The 20,230-nt window shown below is 60.5% G+C and carries 18 protein-coding genes; 6 read left to right on the top strand and 12 right to left on the bottom strand.

The window, feature by feature from the left end; all coding sequences use genetic code 11:
- Positions 1 to 36: 36 nt before the first annotated feature.
- From H7H48_RS06650 to H7H48_RS06635, 4 genes are read right to left on the bottom strand one after another with little or no spacing between them, the layout of a single operon-like run.
- Positions 37 to 987, bottom strand: coding sequence for a TRAP transporter substrate-binding protein (locus H7H48_RS06650; protein ID WP_229448009.1), 951 nt, complete (start codon positions 985 to 987; stop codon positions 37 to 39).
- Positions 984 to 1,814 carry a creatininase family protein gene (locus tag H7H48_RS06645; protein ID WP_229448007.1) on the bottom strand — a complete coding sequence of 277 codons (831 nt, stop codon included), beginning with the start codon at positions 1,812 to 1,814 and terminating at the stop codon, positions 984 to 986. Before H7H48_RS06645 ends, H7H48_RS06650 begins: the two co-directional genes overlap by 4 nt.
- Before the next feature lie 30 nt (positions 1,815 to 1,844).
- On the bottom strand, positions 1,845 to 3,122 hold the full coding sequence (locus H7H48_RS06640) for a TRAP transporter large permease (RefSeq protein WP_229448005.1): 1,278 nt from the start codon (positions 3,120 to 3,122) through the stop codon (positions 1,845 to 1,847).
- Positions 3,123 to 3,137: 15 nt separating this feature from the next.
- On the bottom strand, positions 3,138 to 3,644 hold the full coding sequence (locus H7H48_RS06635) for a TRAP transporter small permease (protein WP_229448004.1): 507 nt from the start codon (positions 3,642 to 3,644) through the stop codon (positions 3,138 to 3,140).
- Positions 3,645 to 3,751: 107 nt separating this feature from the next.
- Between H7H48_RS06635 and H7H48_RS06630 the strand changes: the two genes are divergently transcribed.
- A complete protein-coding gene (locus H7H48_RS06630; RefSeq protein ID WP_229448002.1) occupies positions 3,752 to 4,663 on the top strand; it encodes a LysR family transcriptional regulator in 912 nt (303 codons plus the stop codon).
- 14 nt (positions 4,664 to 4,677) lie between these two features.
- Here the strand turns inward: H7H48_RS06630 and H7H48_RS06625 are convergent, their stop codons facing one another.
- Positions 4,678 to 5,889, bottom strand: coding sequence for a GGDEF domain-containing protein (locus H7H48_RS06625; RefSeq protein ID WP_229447999.1), 1,212 nt, complete (start codon positions 5,887 to 5,889; stop codon positions 4,678 to 4,680).
- A 237-nt stretch (positions 5,890 to 6,126) separates the two neighbouring features.
- Here H7H48_RS06625 and H7H48_RS06620 point away from each other — a divergent pair, with 237 nt between their 5' ends.
- Together H7H48_RS06620 and H7H48_RS06615 are read left to right on the top strand one after the other, a co-directional pair.
- Entirely contained in the window at positions 6,127 to 6,870 is a 744-nt protein-coding gene (locus tag H7H48_RS06620; protein WP_229447998.1) for a sulfite exporter TauE/SafE family protein, read from the top strand.
- Positions 6,871 to 7,073: 203 nt separating this feature from the next.
- A complete protein-coding gene (locus H7H48_RS06615) occupies positions 7,074 to 7,283 on the top strand; it encodes a cold-shock protein (RefSeq protein ID WP_229447997.1) in 210 nt (69 codons plus the stop codon).
- 148 nt (positions 7,284 to 7,431) lie between these two features.
- On the opposite strand, the gene H7H48_RS06610 is transcribed toward H7H48_RS06615, so the two are convergent.
- The 7 genes from H7H48_RS06610 to H7H48_RS06580 are packed head-to-tail and all read right to left on the bottom strand — an operon-like array spanning position 7,432 to position 15,428.
- Positions 7,432 to 9,243, bottom strand: a complete 1,812-nt coding sequence (locus H7H48_RS06610) for an ABC transporter ATP-binding protein (protein ID WP_229447996.1) — start codon at positions 9,241 to 9,243, stop codon at positions 7,432 to 7,434.
- Positions 9,244 to 9,253: 10 nt separating this feature from the next.
- Positions 9,254 to 10,198: an acetamidase/formamidase family protein gene (locus tag H7H48_RS06605; RefSeq protein ID WP_229447995.1), complete on the bottom strand. Its 945-nt coding sequence runs from the start codon at positions 10,196 to 10,198 to the stop codon at positions 9,254 to 9,256.
- On the bottom strand, positions 10,188 to 11,816 hold the full coding sequence (locus H7H48_RS06600) for an ABC transporter substrate-binding protein (RefSeq protein WP_229447994.1): 1,629 nt from the start codon (positions 11,814 to 11,816) through the stop codon (positions 10,188 to 10,190). The genes H7H48_RS06605 and H7H48_RS06600 overlap by 11 nt, the downstream gene beginning before the upstream one ends.
- 46 nt (positions 11,817 to 11,862) lie before the next feature.
- On the bottom strand, positions 11,863 to 12,783 hold the full coding sequence (locus H7H48_RS06595; protein ID WP_229447993.1) for an ABC transporter permease: 921 nt from the start codon (positions 12,781 to 12,783) through the stop codon (positions 11,863 to 11,865).
- Positions 12,783 to 13,673: an ABC transporter permease gene (locus tag H7H48_RS06590; RefSeq protein WP_229447992.1), complete on the bottom strand. Its 891-nt coding sequence runs from the start codon at positions 13,671 to 13,673 to the stop codon at positions 12,783 to 12,785. The genes H7H48_RS06595 and H7H48_RS06590 overlap by 1 nt, the downstream gene beginning before the upstream one ends.
- Positions 13,654 to 14,271 carry an ANTAR domain-containing response regulator gene (locus tag H7H48_RS06585; RefSeq protein ID WP_229447991.1) on the bottom strand — a complete coding sequence of 206 codons (618 nt, stop codon included), beginning with the start codon at positions 14,269 to 14,271 and terminating at the stop codon, positions 13,654 to 13,656. Before H7H48_RS06585 ends, H7H48_RS06590 begins: the two co-directional genes overlap by 20 nt.
- Positions 14,268 to 15,428: a transporter substrate-binding domain-containing protein gene (locus H7H48_RS06580; RefSeq protein ID WP_229447990.1), complete on the bottom strand. Its 1,161-nt coding sequence runs from the start codon at positions 15,426 to 15,428 to the stop codon at positions 14,268 to 14,270. The genes H7H48_RS06585 and H7H48_RS06580 overlap by 4 nt, the downstream gene beginning before the upstream one ends.
- Positions 15,429 to 15,797: 369 nt before the next feature.
- On the opposite strand from H7H48_RS06580, the gene H7H48_RS06575 reads away from it, so the two are divergent.
- The 3 genes from H7H48_RS06575 (at position 15,798) to H7H48_RS06565 (ending at position 20,221) form a co-directional block, all read left to right on the top strand.
- A complete protein-coding gene (locus tag H7H48_RS06575; RefSeq protein WP_229447989.1) occupies positions 15,798 to 17,636 on the top strand; it encodes a dipeptide ABC transporter ATP-binding protein in 1,839 nt (612 codons plus the stop codon).
- A gap of 39 nt (positions 17,637 to 17,675) precedes the next feature.
- Positions 17,676 to 19,205, top strand: coding sequence for an ABC transporter substrate-binding protein (locus H7H48_RS06570; RefSeq protein ID WP_229447988.1), 1,530 nt, complete (start codon positions 17,676 to 17,678; stop codon positions 19,203 to 19,205).
- A 92-nt stretch (positions 19,206 to 19,297) separates the two neighbouring features.
- Positions 19,298 to 20,221, top strand: a complete 924-nt coding sequence (locus tag H7H48_RS06565) for an ABC transporter permease (RefSeq protein WP_065816572.1) — start codon at positions 19,298 to 19,300, stop codon at positions 20,219 to 20,221.
- Positions 20,222 to 20,230: the final 9 nt, after the last annotated feature.

Below are 20,230 nucleotides of genomic sequence, written 5' to 3'. Positions count from 1 at the left end.
TCAGGACCACGCCGGCAGTTGTCGTCAGGGGATCGGCTATTCTTTGCCGATTGCGACGATCTGATTGTAGACGTCTTCGCCCCAGACACCCTTGCCAAGGTTGTCGCGCACGGACTGCGTGGCTTCCATGAAAGGCGTCTTGTCGGGATGGGTGACCGTTACGCCGGCCGCTTCCATCTCGGCGATGTATTTCTTGGTCTGGTCCGGCATCAGTTCGTTGATTTTGGCGGTCGAGGCATCATTGGCTTTCTGGAGAAGCGCCTGGTCTTCCTCCGAAAGCCCCTGCCAGAACTGATCGCTGATGACCACATAAGCGGGCTTGTTGATGTAATCGACCATCGCCACGCCCTTCTGCACTTCGTAGAATTTCTGGGCATAGATCGTCTCGATCGGGTTTTCCTGCCCGTCAACGATGCCGGTCTGCAGGGCGGTATAAACTTCTGCGAAGGCCATCGGGGTGGGATTGGCGCCCAGAGCCCGCAGCGATTCCACATAGTAGTCGCGTTCAGGTGCGCGCAGCTTCAGGCCGCTCAGATCGTCCATGGAGTTGATGACCACATTGGCGCTGATCTGGCGCGGGCTGCGCGGCATGAAGCCAAGCATCCGCACCTGACGCTCAGCGGTGAGCCGCTCGTTCCATTCCTTGCCGAAATCCGTATCGAGCACCTTCTTGTAGTTGTCGATGCCGTTCATCAGATAGGGCAGGGCGAGATATTCGATTTCCTTGAGGCCGGGATCGCCGCTTGCCAGCATCTGCGTCGAGCCGAGCGCCATCTGCGCATAAACCTCACGCGGGGTGCCCAACTGGTCGCCCGGGAAAATCGTCACCGTGTGATCGGAGTTTTCCTCCACCACGCGCTTGAACTCCTGGGCGCCTTCATACTGTGCCTCGCCCGGCTGGGCCCAGAGCGCATAGCGGATTTCGTCCGCCTGTGCGCTGGCCGTCGCCAGAAGAACGGCGCTGAGTGCGAGTGCTTTCATCTTCATGCTGCATACTCCCCTTTTGATTTCGCTTTTGTGGATGAAGAAACGGACCGCATGTGCTCGACAAAGTCGGAGCAGAACGTCACGAGGTGATCGACGAAACGGGCGCCCTTGTCAGCCGAAGACCGTGAGGCGTCACCGCCGGCGATCCCGTTGGAGCAGTGATCGTCCACATTGACCGGCAGGCCGATCTCCGTGCCCTGAAAGCGCACCGCGGCAAGCCCGGCAGTGGGCAGGTCGATCATCTTTCCGAACTCGGCGTCGATCTCCACGGCATCCATGCGGGTGAGGTCCGGGAAAAGGTGCAGATAGACCGAAGTGATCGGGTCGCCGCCATGCGCAAACGCCTTCTTGCCGAACTCGCCATGGACCTCTTGCCAGAGGGCATCGGGAATCGAACGCCATAGATTGATGCAGGGAACCAGCACGTCATGGTCGCGGCGGACCGCGCGTATGACCTGGTCGATCAGTGGTGCATTGCCGCTGTGGCCGTTGACGATCACAAGCTTCGTGAGCCCGTGGTCGAGAAAATTGTCGAGCATGTCGCGCAGCGTGGCGCGGAACGCATCGGCCGAAAGGGCAATGCCGCCTGGCACCGAGCGAAAATATTCCGCATAGCCAAAGGGCATGGTGGGTGCCGCAATGGCCCCGCTTTTCTCCGCCACGCGGCTGGCAATTTCACGGGTCAGCATGAAGTCGCCCATCGGCACCATCGGCCCCTGGATTTCCTGTGAGCCGAGCGGGATGAGGATCACCGGATCCTCGCCCATCCGCTCCTGGAATTCCAGAAAGGTCATGTCCTCCAGGAGGTGCTTCTTCGCGGTACTCATTGATGCATGGACTCCAAAGTCATTGAACGCTCAGTTTCCGAACACGAGGTTGGGAATGAAAAGGCTGATCTGCGGGAACAGGACCAGCAGCACGACCGCGGTGAAAAGCGGGATGTAGAAGGGCAGCATCGCCTTCACCATCTGGCCGTGGGATATCTTTGCGATGTCCTGTGCGATGAACATCAGCACACCCACAGGCGGTGTTGCGCCGCCGATGATCAGGCTGAACACCATCAGCACGCCGAAATGCACCGGATCGATGCCGAATTGCAGGATCACCGGAACGAGGATCGGCGTCAGAACGATTTCGGCGGAGGAGGCGACCATGAGAAGCCCGACGCCGAGAAGCATCGCAACGATCACGAAGAGTGCGATCACCGGGTTCTCCGAGATGGTGGAGATGCCATCGGCGATGGCCAGCGGCACCTGTTCGCGCACCATGATCCACGAAAAGGCCGAAGCCACTGCGATGATGGATAGAATGCGTGCCGTGCCGAGCGCCGTATTCTGGATCGCGCCCCAGATGTCGGCGGCCTTCACATTGCGGTAGAACAGGCTGAGAAGCAGGCCATAGAGCACCGCAACGGCTGCCGCCTCGGTGGGTGAGAATATGCCGAACAGAATGCCCGCCACGATGATGACCGGGAAGAGAATGGCCGGTCCACCGCCCTTGATCGCAGTCGCAAGCTCCGGCAGCGTCGCTCGCTCATAACGGGGAAAGTTCCGTTTGCGCGCATAAAAATACGTGAACAGCATCTGCGTTCCGATGATCACGAAGCCCGGCAAAATACCCGCCAGAAGCAGACGGCCGATAGAGACATTGGCGAGCGTGCCATAGATCACGAGCGCGACACTCGGCGGGATCATCGGCCCCACCATGGAGGACGCAACGGTCACCGCGGCAGAGAACGGCGCGGGATAGCCCTCCTTCTTCATGGCGGGGATCAGCACCGAGCCGAGCGCCGTCGTGTCGGCGGTTGGAGACCCCGACATTCCCGAAAAGATCAGGCTTGCAAAGATGTTGACCTGGGCAAGGCCGCCATGGATGTGCCCGACCAGCGCCTTCGCCATGGCAATGATGCGGTCGGTCAGCTTGCAGGCATTCATCAGCTCCCCGGCGAGAAAGAAGAACGGGATCGCCAGAATGAGGAAGGAATTGATGGAGGCCGTCATGCGCTGGGTCAGAAGCGCCAGATTAATGTCGGCAAAGAAGAAATACACCATGGAGGATATGCCGATGGAAAACACCAGCGGCAGCCCCATGAACAGAAGGACCAGGAGAAGTCCGATAATCGAGATGGTCAGCATTGTGGGGTCCGCGGATCACATGGGGTCTTCATGGCCATAGGCCGGATCGGTCTGGCGGTGCATTGGCCGGACATAGACGATGCGTCCGATGATCGCTGCGATCATCAACGCGGCGCCCACCGTTGCAGCCAGCCGCACCACGCCCGCAGGAAGCGGCAGGGCGGAGAGATCCTGCATATTTTCAAGGATCACCAGCTTCACGCTGGTCCATCCCAAAATTGCAAGAAAACCGATGGAAAGGGCCGCATTGATGTAGCGTACCATCGTGCGGAACCCTTTGGGCAACATCAGATAAAACACATCGACATTGAGATGCCGGCCATCCCAGCAAACCGCCGCCGCTCCGATGAACGCGATCCACACGATCAGCAGTTTCGCGAGTTCTTCGCTCCACACGAGTGGTGCATTGAAAAAATACCTTAGGAAAATCTGCAGCAGCGTCACACTCACGACGATGATGAGCAGGACGCCAACAGCGATCCTCAGCGGACGCACCAGGTCCATTGGTTTGTGGTCTTTCACGGGGGTCCCCATTCTCTTTTTCAGCTACGGAAGCATGGTCAAATATTGGTTGTCCAATATATTTATCGACGCTATTTTTCTGTTCTGTATATTAATTGGGCATTGCGATGCAGTCACTTGGCGCCATCGAGCTTCGCCATCTACGCTATTTCATGCGCGTCGCGCAGGAGCTGCATTTTGGCAGGGCTGCCGAAATGCTGGGCGTGTCGCAGGCACCGCTCAGTCAGCAGATCCGCCAATTGGAGGAGCGGCTTGGTGTCAGGCTGTTCGACCGCACCACCCGCAGCGTGACGCTGACACCGGCCGGACGGGTTTTGTTCGAAAAGGCGCAGCAGGTGCTGGTGTCTTTGGAAGAGGGCATCCGAGAGACGCAGGCGGCAGGCGGTCTTTCCTCCGGCCGTTTGCGTATCGCCGCCGTCTATGTCGGTCTCTACAATTTCATGTCGAAAGCGATGCGCGAATTCAGCCGGCGCAACCCCTCGGTCCTCCTCGACATGCAGATCCACACGACGGAAGAGCAACTCGCCCTTTTGAAGGATCGCAAAATCGACGTGGCTTTTGTGCGTCCTCCGCGCACGGCTTCCGGCATTGCCTATCGGGAGATTTATCGGGAGGGGTTCGTCGCCGTGCTTCCGGCGGAATCGAACCTTGCCGCGCGCAAGAACCTCGAAGTCGAGGATCTGCGCGACGAGAATTTCATTACCTATTCTTCTATCGTCGGTGTCAGCTATCAGGATGTTGTCCTGCAACACTGCCGAAAGGCAGGCTTTGTCCCCAAAGTGGTGCAGGAGGTCAGCCATACCATGACCGTCGTTGCCATGGCGTCAGCCGGCATCGGCGTCGGCATCGTCCCGGCCTGGGTTGTCATGACGCCGATGGAAAACGTGGTTTATCGCGAGCTTCCCAAACTGCCAAAGGCCGTCTCTCTGGTTGTCGCCTGGCGCGAAGACAGCATGAACCCGTTCGTGCGGGATTTCGTGAAATGCACGCTTGCTGCTGTCGGCGAAACTGGCAACTGAAATTGCACGTGGCCTCAGGTACTCGGCGCCGGGCTGGATGGAACAGCGCCCGCGTCGCTGCCATACGAGGGCGGTGCAGGATCAGATACGATCTGGTCGCGACCTGCCTGCTTGGCGTCATAGAGGAGGCGATCCGCCCGCATAAGCAGCGTGGCAAGATTGTCGTCAGCATTCTTCAGGGCGACGCCGAAACTTGCCGAAAGCCGAACATCCCTTTGGTGGATCGAATGCGTATTGGAGGAAAGGGCGCTGCGCAAGCGTTCAGCCAGGTCACGTGCCCCTGCGAGATCCGTATGGGGCAGTAGCAGCGCAAATTCCTCGCCGCCGATCCGGCCGACAATGTCGCTCGAGCGCGCGCATTTGCGCAGCATGTTTCCAAACGCCTTGAGGGCTGCATCGCCGACGTGATGGCCGAGCGTGTCGTTGATCTGCTTGAAATGATCCAGGTCGCAGACGATGAGGGCAAGTGGCGCCCGACGCCGTGATTTCAGGTGGCGGTCTGCCGTCTCTTCAAAACCGCGACGGTTCAAGACACCTGTCAGCCCGTCCAGGTCCCGGTCCTGCCGTAATTCTTTCATCACGTCGGTCAGGATCGTGGCAAGGACCGTCAGGGCAAGAGCGGCCCCCATAACAGACAGCGAAAGTTGCAGCGTCTGCCAGAACAGTGAATCGCCGGGAGCCATAGCCAGCGTGGGCAGAGAGCGTTTTGCCGTCAGCAGCGTTCGCGGAAAGAAATGCAATGCAAAGGCAAGCAACACCCAAAAGAGAACATGATCGGCCCTTCCGGTGTTGCGGCTTGGCAGGATGCGCAACGCCACGAGGAGCAGTATGGCACCATAGCCGAAGTTCTGCACATAGATTCGAGCCAGAAGATTGGGCTGAACATAGGCGAAATACCACAACGAAATCATGATGGCGGCGATCAGCAAAACACCGAAGGCGAACCCGAGTCGTTTGCCGGCGCGACGCAATATGCCCACGCTCGCCAGCACCACGGCCAGCGTGTAGAGAAACCCGGAGAAGAGCGCATTGGGCCCAATTCCCGCAGGCCATTGCAGGACCTGGGAAAGCAGAGCCAGACCGAACAATGCGCAGGCGATGGCGAGAATGGCGGAATGCAGATGACGCCTGTCCACACACCACACCCATATGAAACCGATCGCAAAGACGAGCATGATCGTCGGACCGATCAAGCCGGTCATGCTGATCACAGGGCTATTCTCCATGGGGATATCCAGCATGCTACGAAGCGCTTCGCCGTGGGGTCAGCGCTCAAAGTCCCTTCACGATTTCCCTAATGTCAGATTCACAACAAAGGTTGAAGGGTTGTCGGTGACGCATCCCAATGTTGTTGCCAAAGAGGGCATGCCACCTGCACCAATCGCTGAGGCGCAGAGGCCATTGGCCTGTCGACCTTGTTGGGTTAGTGCAGCTCTGCCAAGCGCATCGAAGCAGGAACCACGATGGAAGATTATCTCATTCTGGCAGTTGCCGCATTCTTCGCCGGCACACTGAATACGGTCGCCGGCGGCGGAACGTTTCTGACCTTTCCGGCACTCGTTTATGCCGGCGTTCCGGTCGTTTCTGCCAACGCCACCAGCGCTGTTGCAGTGTTCCCAGGCTACCTTGGCGGCGCGCTCGGTTTCCGATCTGAGATTGCTGCCTTCGATCGACGGCGCCTTGTCCGCATTGCCGGTCTCACGGCCATTGGCGGGCTTGCCGGCTCGCTTCTTCTGCTTGTGTCCTCCAATGAGGCGTTCTCGCTGGTCGTCCCTTTCCTGCTGGCCATTGCCACGCTCACTTTCGCCTTTGGGCCGAAGATACAAAGCCTCGCCCGCCGTTTCGGGACCGGAACAGGGGAGGGCTGGTTCAGCACGATCCTCGTTGCGATCTATGGCGGCTATTTCAATGGCGGTCTGGGCATTGTTCTCCTGGCGGTTTTCTCGCTTTGGGGCATGCGCGATCTGAACACGATGAACGGCCTGAAAAACGGCCTGTCCTTCATCCTTTCGGCCATTTCGGTGGCCACATTCGCGCTCGCCGGCATTGTGGCCTGGCCGCAGGCGCTTGTGATGATGGTCGCGGCGACGGTCGGCGGCTATGCGGGAGCGCCGCTCGCCCGCGCGCTCCCGGCTTCCGTGGTGCGCGCCGTGGTTATCATCGTGGGAACGGTGATGAGCCTGATTTTTTTCCTGCGCTTGCTTTAGGGTTTGCGGAGGCGGGCGGTCTATTTATTCCGCCCAGCCTTGCTTTCGACGCAATCTGCCTCTACACGATGTTTATCGAAATTGCTGTTGAACTTTGTTTTCGCGCTGCCAAGCGCCCCTACGATCTTCCCTCAAATTCGAACTCTCTGATGTCCGGCAGTTGCCGGCATCGAACCTCCATGACGATTTGAAAGGAAAATCGTATGACTATTGGTACCGTGAAATTCTTCAATACCACCAAAGGTTTCGGCTTTATCGCGCCTGACAATGGCGACAATGATGTGTTCGTCCACATCTCCGCCGTTGAACGCGCCGGTATGCAGACCATCGTTGAAGGCCAGAAGCTGAGCTTCGACATCGTGCAGGACCGCCGGTCCGGCAAGAATGCAGCAGACAATCTGCAGGCTGCTTAGTTTTAATCTCTGCGGTGTGACCACGGATGTACTGGCACATCGCATCGAGATGATCAGGAAGGTCGGGTTAGTGCCCGGCCTTTTTTGTTGGATGCGGCCGGCGTAGTCTTATTCAGATTGGCCATGCGGAGCTCGCGGGACTTCCTTCCTAATCGCCCAGCCACACCAAATGCCCGTCGCCAATGTCGTGTGCAGTTTGTCGCGGTGGCGTATAGGTGAGCCCATGAACGGGGCTCGGCAAATCCTCCGCCTTTTCCATGAATGCCCGGCGCGGGCGTGACGGGTCGGCCACCGGCACTGCTGCCATCAGCTTCTTGGTATATTCGTGCTGCGGGTTTTCGAATATCTGCGCTCGGCTGCCCATCTCCACAAACCGCCCCATATACATGACCGCCACGCGATGGCTGATCTGCTCCACCACGGCCATGTCGTGCGAGATGAAGAGATAGGACATGCCCGTCTCGTTCTGGATGTCCTGCAACAGATCGAGCACCTGTGCCTGAATAGAGACATCGAGTGCGGCCACCGATTCATCCGCCACGATCAGTTTTGGCGACAATGAAAGCGCGCGGGCGATGCAGATGCGCTGGCGCTGTCCGCCGGAAAATTCATGCGGATAGCGCCGCATTTGATCTGTCGAAAGCCCCACGCGTTTGAAGAGATAGGCCACACGGTCTTCCAGCGCGCTACCGCTTGCCAGCCCGTGGATCTGCAGCGGCTCGGCCACCAGATCACCCACCCGCATGCGCGGATCGAGCGAGGCATAGGGATCCTGAAAGATCATCTGCACATCCCGCAGCACGGGCCGCATGGCGCGTGGCGCAAGCCCGCGCGTGGAACGCCCGCCGACGCGAATATCGCCCTGCCAGGGGATCAGGTTCAAAAGCGCCTTGCCGGTGGTGGACTTCCCGCAGCCGGATTCGCCCACCAGCGAAAGCGTCTCGCCCGGCATGATGTCGAAGGAAACACCTTCCACCGCGTGCACACGCTGTACCGGGCGTTGCAGGATGCCGCCCTTGATGTCGAAGCGCACGGTCAGGTCTTTTACGGAAACCAACGGTTCGGCAACAAGCGGCTTGTCCGGCCCGGTTCCGGGGCGCGCTGCCACGCGCTTCGGCTCCGTGGTGCCGGTCATTTCGCCCAGCCGTGGCACGGCGGCGAGCAATTCGCGCGTATATGGGTGGCGCGGTTTTGAGAAAATCACGCTGGCGGGGCTGTGCTCCACCATGCGCCCATGCTGCATCACCAGCACGTCGTCCGCCATCTCGGCCACCACGCCCATGTCATGCGTGATCATGATGACGGAGATGCCGAGGTCGGCCTGCAATTTGCGTATCAGCGCCAGTATCTGTGCCTGCACGGTCACGTCGAGCGCGGTGGTCGGCTCGTCGGCAATCAGGATCTGCGGGTTTTGGGCCAGCGCCATGGCAATCACCACACGCTGGCGCATGCCGCCGGAAAGCTCGTGCGGATATTGCTTCAAGCGCCGCGCGGGCTCGGGAATCTGCACCTGATCGAGCAGTTCAAGCGCTCGGGCACGGATCGCTTTCTCAGAAAGCCCGCCATGGGCGGAAATCGCGCCGGCCAGTTGTTTGCCGATGGAAAGCACCGGGTTGAGCGATGTCATCGGCTCCTGAAAAATCATGCCGATACGCTGCCCACGCACCTGCCGCATCTCGGCTTCCGGCAGGGCGAGAATATCGCGCCCCGCCAGAATGGCGGTGCCGGCTGAAACCCGTGCCATGGGTTTTGGCAGAAGCTGCATCAGGGAAAGCGCGGTCATGGATTTGCCAGAACCGCTTTCGCCCGCGATGCACAGGGTCTTTCCGCTTTCCAGTGTGAAGGACAGATCGTCCACGACCGTGCGCGCGCCTGTTGGCGTGGCCACCTGCACGGTGAGCCCGCTTACTTCCAAAAGGCCGGTAGCTGAGATGATATCCTTGGCGCGCGCTATGGTCATAGGGCCTTTCTCACGAGAAAACGATGCGCGGGAAGTAGAACGAGACCACCCAGTTGGGCTGGTCGACGATCTCGCTGATGCGCAGGTCGCCGCACACGGAGCACAGCATGTAGGCGTCCTCGGGCGAGAGCCCGCGCGTGGCGCACAGAAGGTCGATCATGCCGGAAAGGGCGGCCCGCGCCCCTTCCATGAGGTCGGAGCCGATGCCGGTCGTCACCTCATAGCCTTCCGCATCCAGATGCCGCGTCACCGGCCCTGGCGTGGTGAAGCGCGGCATGGCAAGGTTGGCATCCTTCACCACGTCGAGCTTCACCGCCACGTTCATCTGGCTCTCGATGGCCGTGCCGCACACTTCGCCATCGCCCTGTGCAGCGTGGGTGTCGCCGATGGAGAACAGCGCGCCCTCCACCTCGACCGGCAGATAGAGCGTGGTGCCCGCCGCCAGATCGCGAATGTCGAGATTGCCGCCCATGCGCCGTGGCGGCACCACTGAGTGGAGACCTGCTTCCGCCGGTGCCAGCCCGATGGTTCCGGCAAAGGGTTTCAGCGGCACGCGGCCATGCTTGCCGAAGGCAGCCGGGGCAAGGCTGGTCGCGTCATAGTTCCACAGCGTCAGCGCCGGGTCCTTGAACTGGTCTGCCAGAAGCCCGAAGCCGGGAATGTTCGCCGTCCAGCCAAAGCCGGACGGTTTGAACGACAAGATTTCCACCTTCAGCGCGTCGCCCGGCTTGGCCCCTTCCACATAGATGGGGCCGTTGACCGGATTGACCTTGGAGAAATCCAGCGTGGCGATGTCGTCCACGGTGCTGTCGGGCGAAAAATGGCCGGAGCCGGAATCCAGACACTCGAATTCCAGCGTCGAGCCCGGCGTCACCCGTTCTGCGGGCGGGATCGAATGATCCCACCCGAAATGGTGATGTCGCCCGTGAATGGTGTAGTCGCAGTTACTGCACATCTTTGGCAAAAACCTCGTCATAGTGGACGGGAATGTGCACCGGATCGACGAACAGCTTGTCGTCGCCACCGATGCGTTCGGAACGGATGGTGAAGCGCTCTTCGTTGAAGATCGGCGCCCATGGCGCGTCTTCCATCACCTTCAGATAGATATCGCGCCACATGGCCTCGCGCTCGCCGGCTTTGGCCGGGTCGACCATGGCATCGGCTTCCTTCGCCATGGCATCGAGATCCTCATTGCAATACCAGGCCCAGTTCCAGCCGCCCGGCACCGCGCCGTCGCAACCGAGGATCGGACCATAGAAGTTGGACGGATCGGGGAAGTCGGCAATCCACGCCATGCCGCCCGACCAGATCATCGGCGCCTGATCTTCCTCGCCGCCAGCCGCGATCACATTGGCCTGCGCCAGCGATTTGATCGAGGCGTTGATGCCGATGGCCTTCAGATCCTGCTGGATCGCCTGCGCGATACGCGGCTGCGGATCGGTGTTCATCACATAGAGTTCGGTCTCGAACCCGTCGGCAAGCCCGGCTTCTGCCAGAAGCGCCTTGGCGGCTTCGGGATCATAGGCATAGCCCTCATAATCCTTGGCGTAGCCCGGCATGGAGGGCGGCAGGGGCTGGTTGGCGGCAACGGCGCGGCCATTGATGATGCGCAGGATGCGGTCCTTGTTGATGGCCATGTTCACGGCCTTGCGCACTTCCGGCTTGTCGAAGGGCTCCATTTTCACATTCATGGTCACATAGCCGGTGTGCAGCTGTCCGCCCTGAATGATGAGGTCCTTGAACTTGGGATCGTTCTGTACCTCGATGAACTTCGCCGGCGGAATACCATCGCCCGGCACATCCACTTCGCCGTTCTGCAGGCGCAGAAGCGCCACGACCGGTTCCTGTCCAACCTCGAAGATAATCTGGTCGAGCTTCGGCACACCGGGGTTCCAGTAATCCTCGAACCGCTCGAAGACGAGGCGCTGGCCAAGCGTCCATTCGGAAAGCTTGAACGCGCCGGAGCCGACCGGGTGCTTGCCGAAATCGGCACCGTGCTTCTCCACCTCTTCCTTCGGCACCACATGGGCGAAGTTGAGCGCCAGCACGTGGAGGAAGGTCGCGTCGGGCCGCGAGAGCTCGAACTTGATGGTGTGATCGTCCACCACAGTGATGCCGGAAAGCCCGTCCGCATCGCCGCTGGAGGCTTCTTCGAAACCTTTGATGGAACCGAAGAAGCCGGCGCCGGGGCTCTGGGTCTTCGGGTTCACCGTGCGCTCGATGGAGTATTTCACGTCCTCGGCCGTCAGGTCGCGGCCATTGTGGAATTTCACGCCGTCGCGCAGCTTGAAGGTGAAGACCGTTCCGTCCCCGGAAATCTCGTAGGATTCGGCGATCTCCGGGCGCAGCTCCGTGGTGCCGGGCACATAATCCATCAGACCGTCGAACAGCGATTTGATCATCGACCAGTTCTGCCAGTCATAACCGATGGCCGGATCGAGCGTGGAAACATCATCCTTGTAGGTCACGGTCATGGAGCCGCCCTGCTTGATGTCTTCTGCAAGAGCAGGGACAAGCATGGCGGAGGTGGAAAGGGCAGCGGCGGCGACGCCGGCCAGAAGCAGTTTTCTCATCTCAAGTGTTCCTTTCTCTGGTGCTGCACATTTTGTTGGTTCTGCATCAGCGCAGCTTGATGCGCGGGTCGATCAGCGGAGTGATCAGATCGGCAAGCAGATTGCCGAGAACGATGGCGCAGGCCGAAACCAGCGTGACGCCCATGATGATGGGAATGTCGACACGCTGGATTGCCTGCCAGGCGAGCTGCCCGATGCCGGGCCAGCCAAACACGCTTTCCACCACCACAATGCCCGACATGAAGAGCCCGATATCGATGCCGATCATGGCGATGATGGGCAGGATGGCGTTGGGAAGCGCATGGCCGAAAAGCACTTTTGCGCGGGTCACACCGGTGGCGCGGGCGGTGCGGATATAATCCTGCCTGAGCACGTCGATCAGCGATGAACGCATCATGCGGGAATACCAGCCGGCCCCCAGAAAGCCGAGCGTGATGGAGGGCAGGACGAGATGCGCAAACGTGCCGTAGCCGCCGATGGGGAACCAGCCGAGTTTCACTGCGAAGATGTAGAGCAGCAGAATGCCGATCACGAATTGCGGGGCTGACACGCCGACAAATGAGGCGATCATCAGCGTGTCGTCGGTGCGCGAGCCGCGCTTCAGCGCTGCCACGACCCCCATGGTGAGGCCCAGCACGAGTTCGCAGAAGATCGCGCCGACCATCAGGAGAAGGCTCGCGGGAAGGCGGGAAGCGATGAGTTCGGAAACTTCCGTTTTCTGCAGATATGAGCGGCCGAGATCACCGTTCAAAAGTCCGCCGAGATAGCGCAGATATTGCTCATAGAAGGGGAGGTTCAGCCCAAGCTGTTCGCGGATGTTCTCCACCGTTGCAGCGGTGGCGCTGCGGCCTGCAATCTGGCGCGCGGGGTCCGCCGGTACGAGATAGAGCAGCACGAAGGTCACGAAGCTGATGCCAAGCAGGATCAGCGCAGTCTGGATCAGGCGGCGGGTGATATAGGCAAGCATCAGTGGCGCCCCTGCTGTGTCGGGTCGAGAATGTCACGCAGCGCATCACCCACGAGGTTGAAGGCCAGTGCCAGCGCGAGGATGGCCACGCCCGGAATGAAGACGAGCCAGGGCGCGGAGGTGAAATAGGTCTGGTTCTCGAAGATGATGTTGCCCCAGGAGGGAATGGGCGGCTGAACGCCAATGCCGAGGAAGGAAAGCGTTGCTTCCAAAAGCACGGTGGTGGCGATGCCGAGCGTCGCCCACACGATGATGGTGGAGAGCAGATGCGGCAGAATGTGGCGGAACAGGATGCGCCCCGCGCCCGCGCCCATGGCGCGCTCGGCCACGACGAAGTCGCGTTCGGCGATGGAACGCGTCTCGGTATAGGTCACGCGGGCGATCTGCACCCAGTTCACCATGGCGATCACCATGGCCACGATCCACAGGCTGGGGCTGAAGATCGCTGCCAGAACGATGGCCAGAAGCAGGGCCGGAAAGGCCATCATCAAATCGGTAAAGCGCATCAGAACCGTGTCGACCCAGCCGCGGAAATAGCCGGCGGAAATGCCCACCGCCGAGCCGATCACCACGGCAATGCCATTGGCCACCACGCCGATGATCAGCGAGGTTTGCGCGCCATAGATCAAACGGCTGAAGAGGTCCCGCCCCACAAGGTCGGTGCCGAACCAGAACTGTGCATTGGGCGGAAGTGGTGCGCCCTCAATGGTCAGACCCTCGAAGAACTGCTCATAAGGATCGTAAGGCGCGAGCCATGGCGCAAAGAGTGCCGCCAGCACGACCACCATAATGATGATGAGCCCGGTCAGCGCCAACGGTCGGCGCAGAAGGCGCATCATCACCGAAGGCGTCGCCACTGGTGACTGTGTCTCAGCGACCGTTTGTGACATTCGTCCGTCCGTCTGTATCAAGATTTGCGATGATGCCGGCAGCAGCTTTCTCGATGGAGCGCCGTTCGGCCATGGCTGTCTTGCGAAGGTGGTTATAGGCCGTGCCAGCATCGCAATTGTGCTTCAGCATCAGGATGGCCGTTGCCTCTGCAACAAGCTGCCTTTGGGCGAGCTGATCCTTCAGCCGGGCGATCTCTTCGGTCTGCGCCGTGCGCCGCAGAAAACCCTGGCTGGCCACGACCAGCGCGCTGTAAAGCCCGGCACTGCCAATGGGCTTCAAAAGCTGCGCATCCGCGCCCTGCCCAATCGTCCAGGCGATGCGGCCGGGAGCTTCCGAACCGATCAGCGCGATCATGGGCATGGGCGCCAAGCCGGGCGCCCATGGAAACTGCTCGTCATGGCCCATATCGGCATCGATCAGCAGCACGTTGAAATCGCGCATGGCGTCGCGGTTTTCCAGCGTCGGCCATGCCTGTTCGGCGGCGATGCCGATGCGTGCACATTGCGCGGTGAGCGCGTCCACATTCTGGTGCGGCCGGTGCAGGATCAGCGCCCGCCAGCCGACGAAATTGGGCGTATGGGCAAGTGCCGGGCTCATCGCACGACCCTCAGCTGCCGCGCATCGGCAGCGGTGCCCCCATAGAGCCGGTCGAGCGGTGTCGCCGTCAGAAACGGGTCCGGCGCGATGGCTTTGGGGCAATGATGCACGATCTCGAAATCGCCATCGGCACGGGTGCGGCCGATATGGGCGTGGAGGTTGACGTGATTGGTCGCAGGATCGACGCGCAACGAACCAAGCGGCGTTGTCGTCTCATGCTCACGGACCGCTTCCAGCACCCGCTGTGCTTCATCGCTTCCGGTGCGGCGTATGGCATCGGCGATCATCACCACAGCGGCATAGGCCTGAACGAAAAATGCGTCCGCCACCTGTTCAGGATTTTCAGCCTTCATCCGGGCGGCGAAGCGGTCGTTCTCTTCGCTCGCCAGCGCCCGGAAATAACTCGATACGGTGTATTGTCCCTCTGCGATGGTGCCGAGCCGTGTGGTCTCGTTCTCGCAGAGATTGCAGCTCACGACAGGGCAGTTTTCCGGCAGGAAAGCCGGGTCTTCCTTTCCGAGCGCCTGATAGGCGGCGAGAAAGGCATAGGAGGAATTTCCGATCAGATTGTTGAGGATGAAGTCAGGCCGCTTTTCGCGGATTTCCTCGATGAGATGGTCGATATCATCATCGCCGATGGGCACGTAGCGTTCGCCCAGAACGCTGCCGCCGGAGCGGGTCAGCACGTCGCGTGCGATGCGGTTTGTCTCCCACCCCCAGATATAATTCGCGCCAGTCAGGAAACCGCGTCCGCCAAAGCGCGGAACGATATAGTCGAGCAGCGGCACAAGCTGCTGGTTGGCGCAAGCGGCGATGTAGACGAGGTTTTCCGAAACCTCGAAACCCTCATAGACGCAAGGGTACCACAAGAGGGCATCGAGTTTTTCGACGACCGGGATCACCTCCTTGCGGCTCCATGAGGTGGTGCAGCCGACAATATGCTGCGCGCCTGTCTGGCGGATCAGGTCGCGGCAAAGCTCGGCATAGCGGTCGGCATTGCCTTTCGGGTCCGCATGATGGGCTTCAAGCTGGAAAGGGTAGGTCTCATCGGCATTGATGTCGGCCACTGCCGCCAATGCGCCAAAGTAGCCCTGCTCGGCCGGCCGGCTATAGCCACCGCTACGCGAAAACAGAACGCCGATCGGATAAGTGTTCACACCCGTTCCCCAAAAACGCAAAGGGCCCCGACGGGAACAACAATATTCCCGGCGAGGCCCAGATGCCAAAATCTTATTATGGCTCAAGCCTAGCTGGCGAAACGAAACTGTCAAGCCATGTGTGCGTGATCAATTTATCGGCTGCGGCGAGCAGGCCCTGAGCCGGATCCCACAACGGCAAAACCAATTTCACGTTTCTTCAATGATAATTTATTGACAAAATGTCTGGAAATGTTTTCTTTTGCCGACAGGGCCGCTCAAGAAAGCGCGGAAACCAAGCGTCTACCTTCGCTCTTGGTCTAAAGACTAGGGCCAGACGCCGCCGGGTTCAATGGGGCAAATCGGCCTGTCCTTCAGATGGGAGTTTCTATGCCGCAGCTCGGTCAGGACACGTTACTGGACATTCGTTCGCTGGCCGTCGCCTTCGGCTCGAACTGGGTCGTGGACGATCTGAGCTTCCGGGTCGCGCCCGGCCGCACGCTGGCCATTGTGGGCGAATCCGGTTCCGGAAAATCGGTCACCTCGCTCTCCATCATGCGGCTGATCGACCACATGAACGGAACCATCGCCAGTGGCGAGATCCTGTTCGATGGCGGCAATGGCCCGGTCGATCTGGCAAAGGCGTCGGTCGACACAATGCGCAAGGTTCGTGGCAAGGACATCGCCATGATCTTTCAGGAGCCGATGACCTCGCTCAACCCGGTCTTCACCATCGGCGACCAAATTGCCGAAGTGCTGATGCTGCACGAAGGCGTCTCGAAGAAAGAGGCGCTGCGTCAGGCCGGCGATTTGCTCGAAATGGTGCGCCTGCCGGATGCCCGCGCACTGCTTTCACGCTATCCGCACCAGCTTTCCGGCGGCATGCGCCAGCGCGTGATGATCGCCATGGCGCTTGCCTGCAAGCCCAAACTTCTGATCGCCGACGAGCCCACCACCGCGCTCGACGTCACCATTCAGGCGCAGATCCTCTCGATCATCCGCGACCTGCAGGAAAAGCTCGGCATGGCTGTCATCTTCATCACGCATGACATGGGCGTGGTGGCCGAGGTGGCTGATGATGTGGTGGTCATGTGGCGCGGCCAGAAGGTCGAGGAAGGCCCGGTCGAACAGGTTTTCGCCAGCCCAAAGCATGCTTACACCCAGACCCTTCTGTCCGCCGTTCCCACCCTCGGCTCCATGGCCGGCGAGAAATATCCCAAGCGTTTGCCGGTTGCTGTCATGGATGGCGAAACGCCCCGTCTCGTGGGCGAGGAGCATCTGCAGGACACCGCCCGCTACGATCAGCCCCCGATCCTGAGCCTCAAAAACCTCGAAACCCGTTTCGACATCAAGAAGGGTTTCTTCGGCGGCGTCACCCATCGCGTTCACGCGGTGGAAAAGGTCAGCCTCGACATCTGGCCGGGCGAGACCCTGTCGCTGGTCGGCGAATCCGGCTCCGGCAAGTCCACCATCGGCCGCACCATCCAGCAGCTTCAGGAAGCGACCGGCGGCGAAATCCTCTTTGAGGGCAAGGCGATTTCCGCCATGTCCTCGGCCGAGCGGCACAGCCTGCGCCAGAAGGTGCAGTATGTTTTCCAGGACCCGTTTGCCTCGCTTGATCCGCGCCGCACCGTCGGATTCTCCATCGCCGAGCCCATCGTCACACATGGCCTGATCGAAGGCGCCGCCGCGCGGCAGAAGCGCGTGGATGAACTGCTTGAGCGCGTCGGCCTCAAGGCCGAGCATGCGCGCCGTTACCCGCATGAGTTTTCCGGTGGTCAACGCCAGCGCATCTGCATCGCCCGTGCGCTCGCCTCGCGGCCCAAGCTCATCATCGCCGATGAGGCGCTGTCCGCGCTCGACGTGTCGGTGCAGGCGCAGATCATCAATCTGTTGATGGAGCTGCAGGCTGACGAAGGCCTGTCCTATCTCTTCATCAGCCACGACATGGCCGTGGTCGAAAAGGTCAGCCACCGCGTCGCCGTGCTCTATCTGGGGCAGATCGTGGAGGCGGGTTCGCGCGAGGCCGTGTTCGAGCGCGCCACGCATCCCTACACGAAGAAACTGCTCTCGGCGGTTCCCATCGCCGACCCGACAAAGCGGCCTGACCGGCCCATGCTCGAAGGTGAAATCCCAAGCCCGGTTCGCCGGGTGGGCGACGAGCCGGAAATCAAACCTCTGGTGGAGATTGCGCCCGACCATCTGGTCGCGCGCGACGCCACGGGCTGAACACTGGAACACAAACGCAAAAGAAACGGAGGACTTTCCATGACATTCGGCAAAACACGCGGCGCATTGCTGGCCGCCGTGCTGGCGGCGCTGCCGTTCGGCGCGATGCCGGCGCAGGCCGCAGGCACGCTCACCATTTCTTCCCCGCAGGATCCGGGCAGCTGGGACCCCATCGACACCTTCCTGGTGAACTGGTCGTCCGTCGCCACCAACATCTATGACGGTCTGGTCTATCGCGGTCCCGACACGAAGATCGTGCCCGCACTGGCCACCGAGTGGGACGTGCTCGACGAGGGCAAGCGCATCCGCTTCAAGCTGCGCGAAGGCGTCAAGTTCCACAATGGCGAGGATTTTAACGCCGAGGCCGTGAAATTCACCTTCGACCGCCTGCTTGGCGAAGAAGGCAAGAAGGGCCCGCAGCGCTCCAACTATGCCGTCATCGAAAAGGTCGAGATCGTTGACGATTTCACGGTGGATCTGGTTCTGACCCAACCCGACCCGGTGCTGATCACCAAGCTCGCCGGCTATGGCGCGATGATCGTGCCGCCGAAATACGTCACGGAGAACGAAGAAGACTTCGTCAACGCAAATCCCGTTGGCACCGGCCCGTTCAAGATGACCTCTTACGAGCCGAAGGTCGGCGTGAAGCTTGAAGCCTTTGCCGATCACTGGGGCGGTGCACCGAAGCTCGACGCTGTCGAGTACCGCTTCATCTCGGAGCCGGCCACCGCCGTTGCCGAGCTGCAGGCCGGCCGTGTCGACATCGTCATCCCGCCGACCATTCCGATCTCCATGGTTCCCACCATCGAGGCGGATGAGAAGCTCGAAATCCGCTCGGTCACCAGCCCGACGGTCTATGCCCTGCGCTTCAACACCGGCAACGGCATCACCGCTGATGAGCGCGTACGCAAGGCGATGATCATGGCTGTCGACCGCAAGGCCATCATCGACGCTGTTCTCGGCGGACAGGCCAAGCAGATCGCATCCTTCCAGTCGGAACTGTCCTTCGGTTACGACCCGGAGATGGAGCCGCTGCCCTTCGATCAGGCAAAGGCCAAGGAGCTTCTGAAGGAAGCGGGCGTTGCTGCCGGCGCACCGGTCCAGATCGACATTCGCGGCAATGATGCCACCTTCGGTGAAGTCACCCAGGCGGTCGCCAGCTATCTGCAGATGGTCGGCCTCAACGCCACCATCAAGCCGTATGAGACCAATGTCCTGCTCAACGATATCATCCCGCAGGGCAAGACCGGCGAAATGTTCCAGCAGAGCTGGGGCGGTTGGACGCTCGACTACGACAACACCGCCTACCTGATGTACCACACGGGCGAGCGCTGGAACCCGTATGACAGCGACAAGGAGCTCGATGCGCTTCTGGAATCGCAGCGCCCGATGATCGACGCTGAAAAGCGCGAGAAAGTGCTGCAGGAGATCGCCCGTTATGCGGCCGATCGCGCGCTCGAAATGCCGCTCTACAACCTCAATGCGATTTACGGCGTCAACAAGCGGGTGAAGAATTTCATCGCGCCGCCGGACAGCCGCATGCGCCTCAACGAGGTTGAAGTCGAATAGTCCTCCCAGGACATGAATGTCGGGGGCGGCCCGTGCCGCCCCCGAGCCCGTGAACTTTGCGCGAGCGCGCAGAACCTATCCCGGAGGCTCTGGTGGCCAGTTTTCTTCTCAAACGCATCCTGCAGGCGGTGTTCGTCGTTTTCGTCGTCACCCTCACGGTGTCGTTCGCCATCCGGCTGACCGGTGATCCTGCACTCATGCTCTCCCAGGGTGCGGGCAGCGTCACGGAAGAGGACCTGGCGAATATCCGTCAGGCGCTCGGCCTCAACGAACCGTTCATCGCCCAGTACTGGGATTTCATCAAAGGTCTGTTTGTCGGCGATTTCGGCCGCAGCTTCCTCGGAGGCACCTCGGTATCCCTGCTCATTTCCAAGGCTTTGCCGGCCACGCTGGCGCTGGCCTTCTCCTCCATGCTGGTCTCCATCGCGATTTCAATTCCGCTTGGCATCCACGCGGCGGTCAACAAGGGCAAGACCGCTGATCAGGTGATCCGTATCCTGTCTCTGGTCGGGCTTTCCTTTCCGAATTTCTGGCTCGCCATCATGCTCGTCCTGGTGTTCTCGATCATGCTGCAATGGCTGCCGCCATCAGGCATGAGCGGGTTTGCCAGCTTCATCATGCCGGCGGTCACCATGGGGGTCATTCTCACCGCCACCAATGTGCGCCTGGTGCGCACGGCCATGCTTGAGACGCTGCGCTCGCAGTACATCCAGGTCGCCCGCGCCAAGGGCCTGAGCGAGAGCAAGGTGCTCTACAAGCATGCGCTCAGAAACTGCGCCATTCCGCTGATCACCTATTTCGGCCTCCAGTTCGGCGGCCTTCTGGGTGGCATCGTGGTGATCGAGCGCGTGTTCAACTGGCCGGGCCTCGGCACGCTCGCCTTCGATGCGGTGGCCGGACGTGACTATCCGGTCCTGCAGGCGGTCATCACCGTGCTTTCGCTGCTCATCATCGGCGTCAACCTTTTGGTCGACATCGCCTATGGGCTGGTCGATCCGCGCATCCGCAACCGATAGGAAAGGACG

Source organism: Nitratireductor sp. B36, from assembly GCF_020833685.1.
Lineage (GTDB): Bacteria > Pseudomonadota > Alphaproteobacteria > Rhizobiales > Rhizobiaceae > Nitratireductor.
The sequence above is the reverse complement of the archived record's forward strand: the minus strand, read 5'-3'. Positions and strand labels throughout refer to the sequence as shown.

What these genes read in the sequence shown, in the direction of transcription:
- H7H48_RS06650 (WP_229448009.1), bottom strand. Translation starts at nt 987, where the DNA reads ATGAAGATGAAAGCACTCGCACTCAGCGCCGTTCTTCTGGCGACGGCC.
- H7H48_RS06645 (WP_229448007.1), bottom strand. Translation starts at nt 1,814, where the DNA reads ATGAGTACCGCGAAGAAGCACCTCCTGGAGGACATGACCTTTCTGGAA.
- H7H48_RS06640 (WP_229448005.1), bottom strand. Translation starts at nt 3,122, where the DNA reads ATGCTGACCATCTCGATTATCGGACTTCTCCTGGTCCTTCTGTTCATG.
- H7H48_RS06630 (WP_229448002.1), top strand. Translation starts at nt 3,752, where the DNA reads ATGCAGTCACTTGGCGCCATCGAGCTTCGCCATCTACGCTATTTCATG.
- H7H48_RS06625 (WP_229447999.1), bottom strand. Translation starts at nt 5,889, where the DNA reads ATGGAGAATAGCCCTGTGATCAGCATGACCGGCTTGATCGGTCCGACG.
- H7H48_RS06620 (WP_229447998.1), top strand. Translation starts at nt 6,127, where the DNA reads ATGGAAGATTATCTCATTCTGGCAGTTGCCGCATTCTTCGCCGGCACA.
- H7H48_RS06615 (WP_229447997.1), top strand. Translation starts at nt 7,074, where the DNA reads ATGACTATTGGTACCGTGAAATTCTTCAATACCACCAAAGGTTTCGGC.
- H7H48_RS06610 (WP_229447996.1), bottom strand. Translation starts at nt 9,243, where the DNA reads ATGACCATAGCGCGCGCCAAGGATATCATCTCAGCTACCGGCCTTTTG.
- H7H48_RS06605 (WP_229447995.1), bottom strand. Translation starts at nt 10,198, where the DNA reads ATGTGCAGTAACTGCGACTACACCATTCACGGGCGACATCACCATTTC.
- H7H48_RS06600 (WP_229447994.1), bottom strand. Translation starts at nt 11,816, where the DNA reads ATGAGAAAACTGCTTCTGGCCGGCGTCGCCGCCGCTGCCCTTTCCACC.
- H7H48_RS06595 (WP_229447993.1), bottom strand. Translation starts at nt 12,783, where the DNA reads ATGCTTGCCTATATCACCCGCCGCCTGATCCAGACTGCGCTGATCCTG.
- H7H48_RS06590 (WP_229447992.1), bottom strand. Translation starts at nt 13,673, where the DNA reads ATGTCACAAACGGTCGCTGAGACACAGTCACCAGTGGCGACGCCTTCG.
- H7H48_RS06585 (WP_229447991.1), bottom strand. Translation starts at nt 14,271, where the DNA reads ATGAGCCCGGCACTTGCCCATACGCCCAATTTCGTCGGCTGGCGGGCG.
- H7H48_RS06575 (WP_229447989.1), top strand. Translation starts at nt 15,798, where the DNA reads ATGCCGCAGCTCGGTCAGGACACGTTACTGGACATTCGTTCGCTGGCC.
- H7H48_RS06570 (WP_229447988.1), top strand. Translation starts at nt 17,676, where the DNA reads ATGACATTCGGCAAAACACGCGGCGCATTGCTGGCCGCCGTGCTGGCG.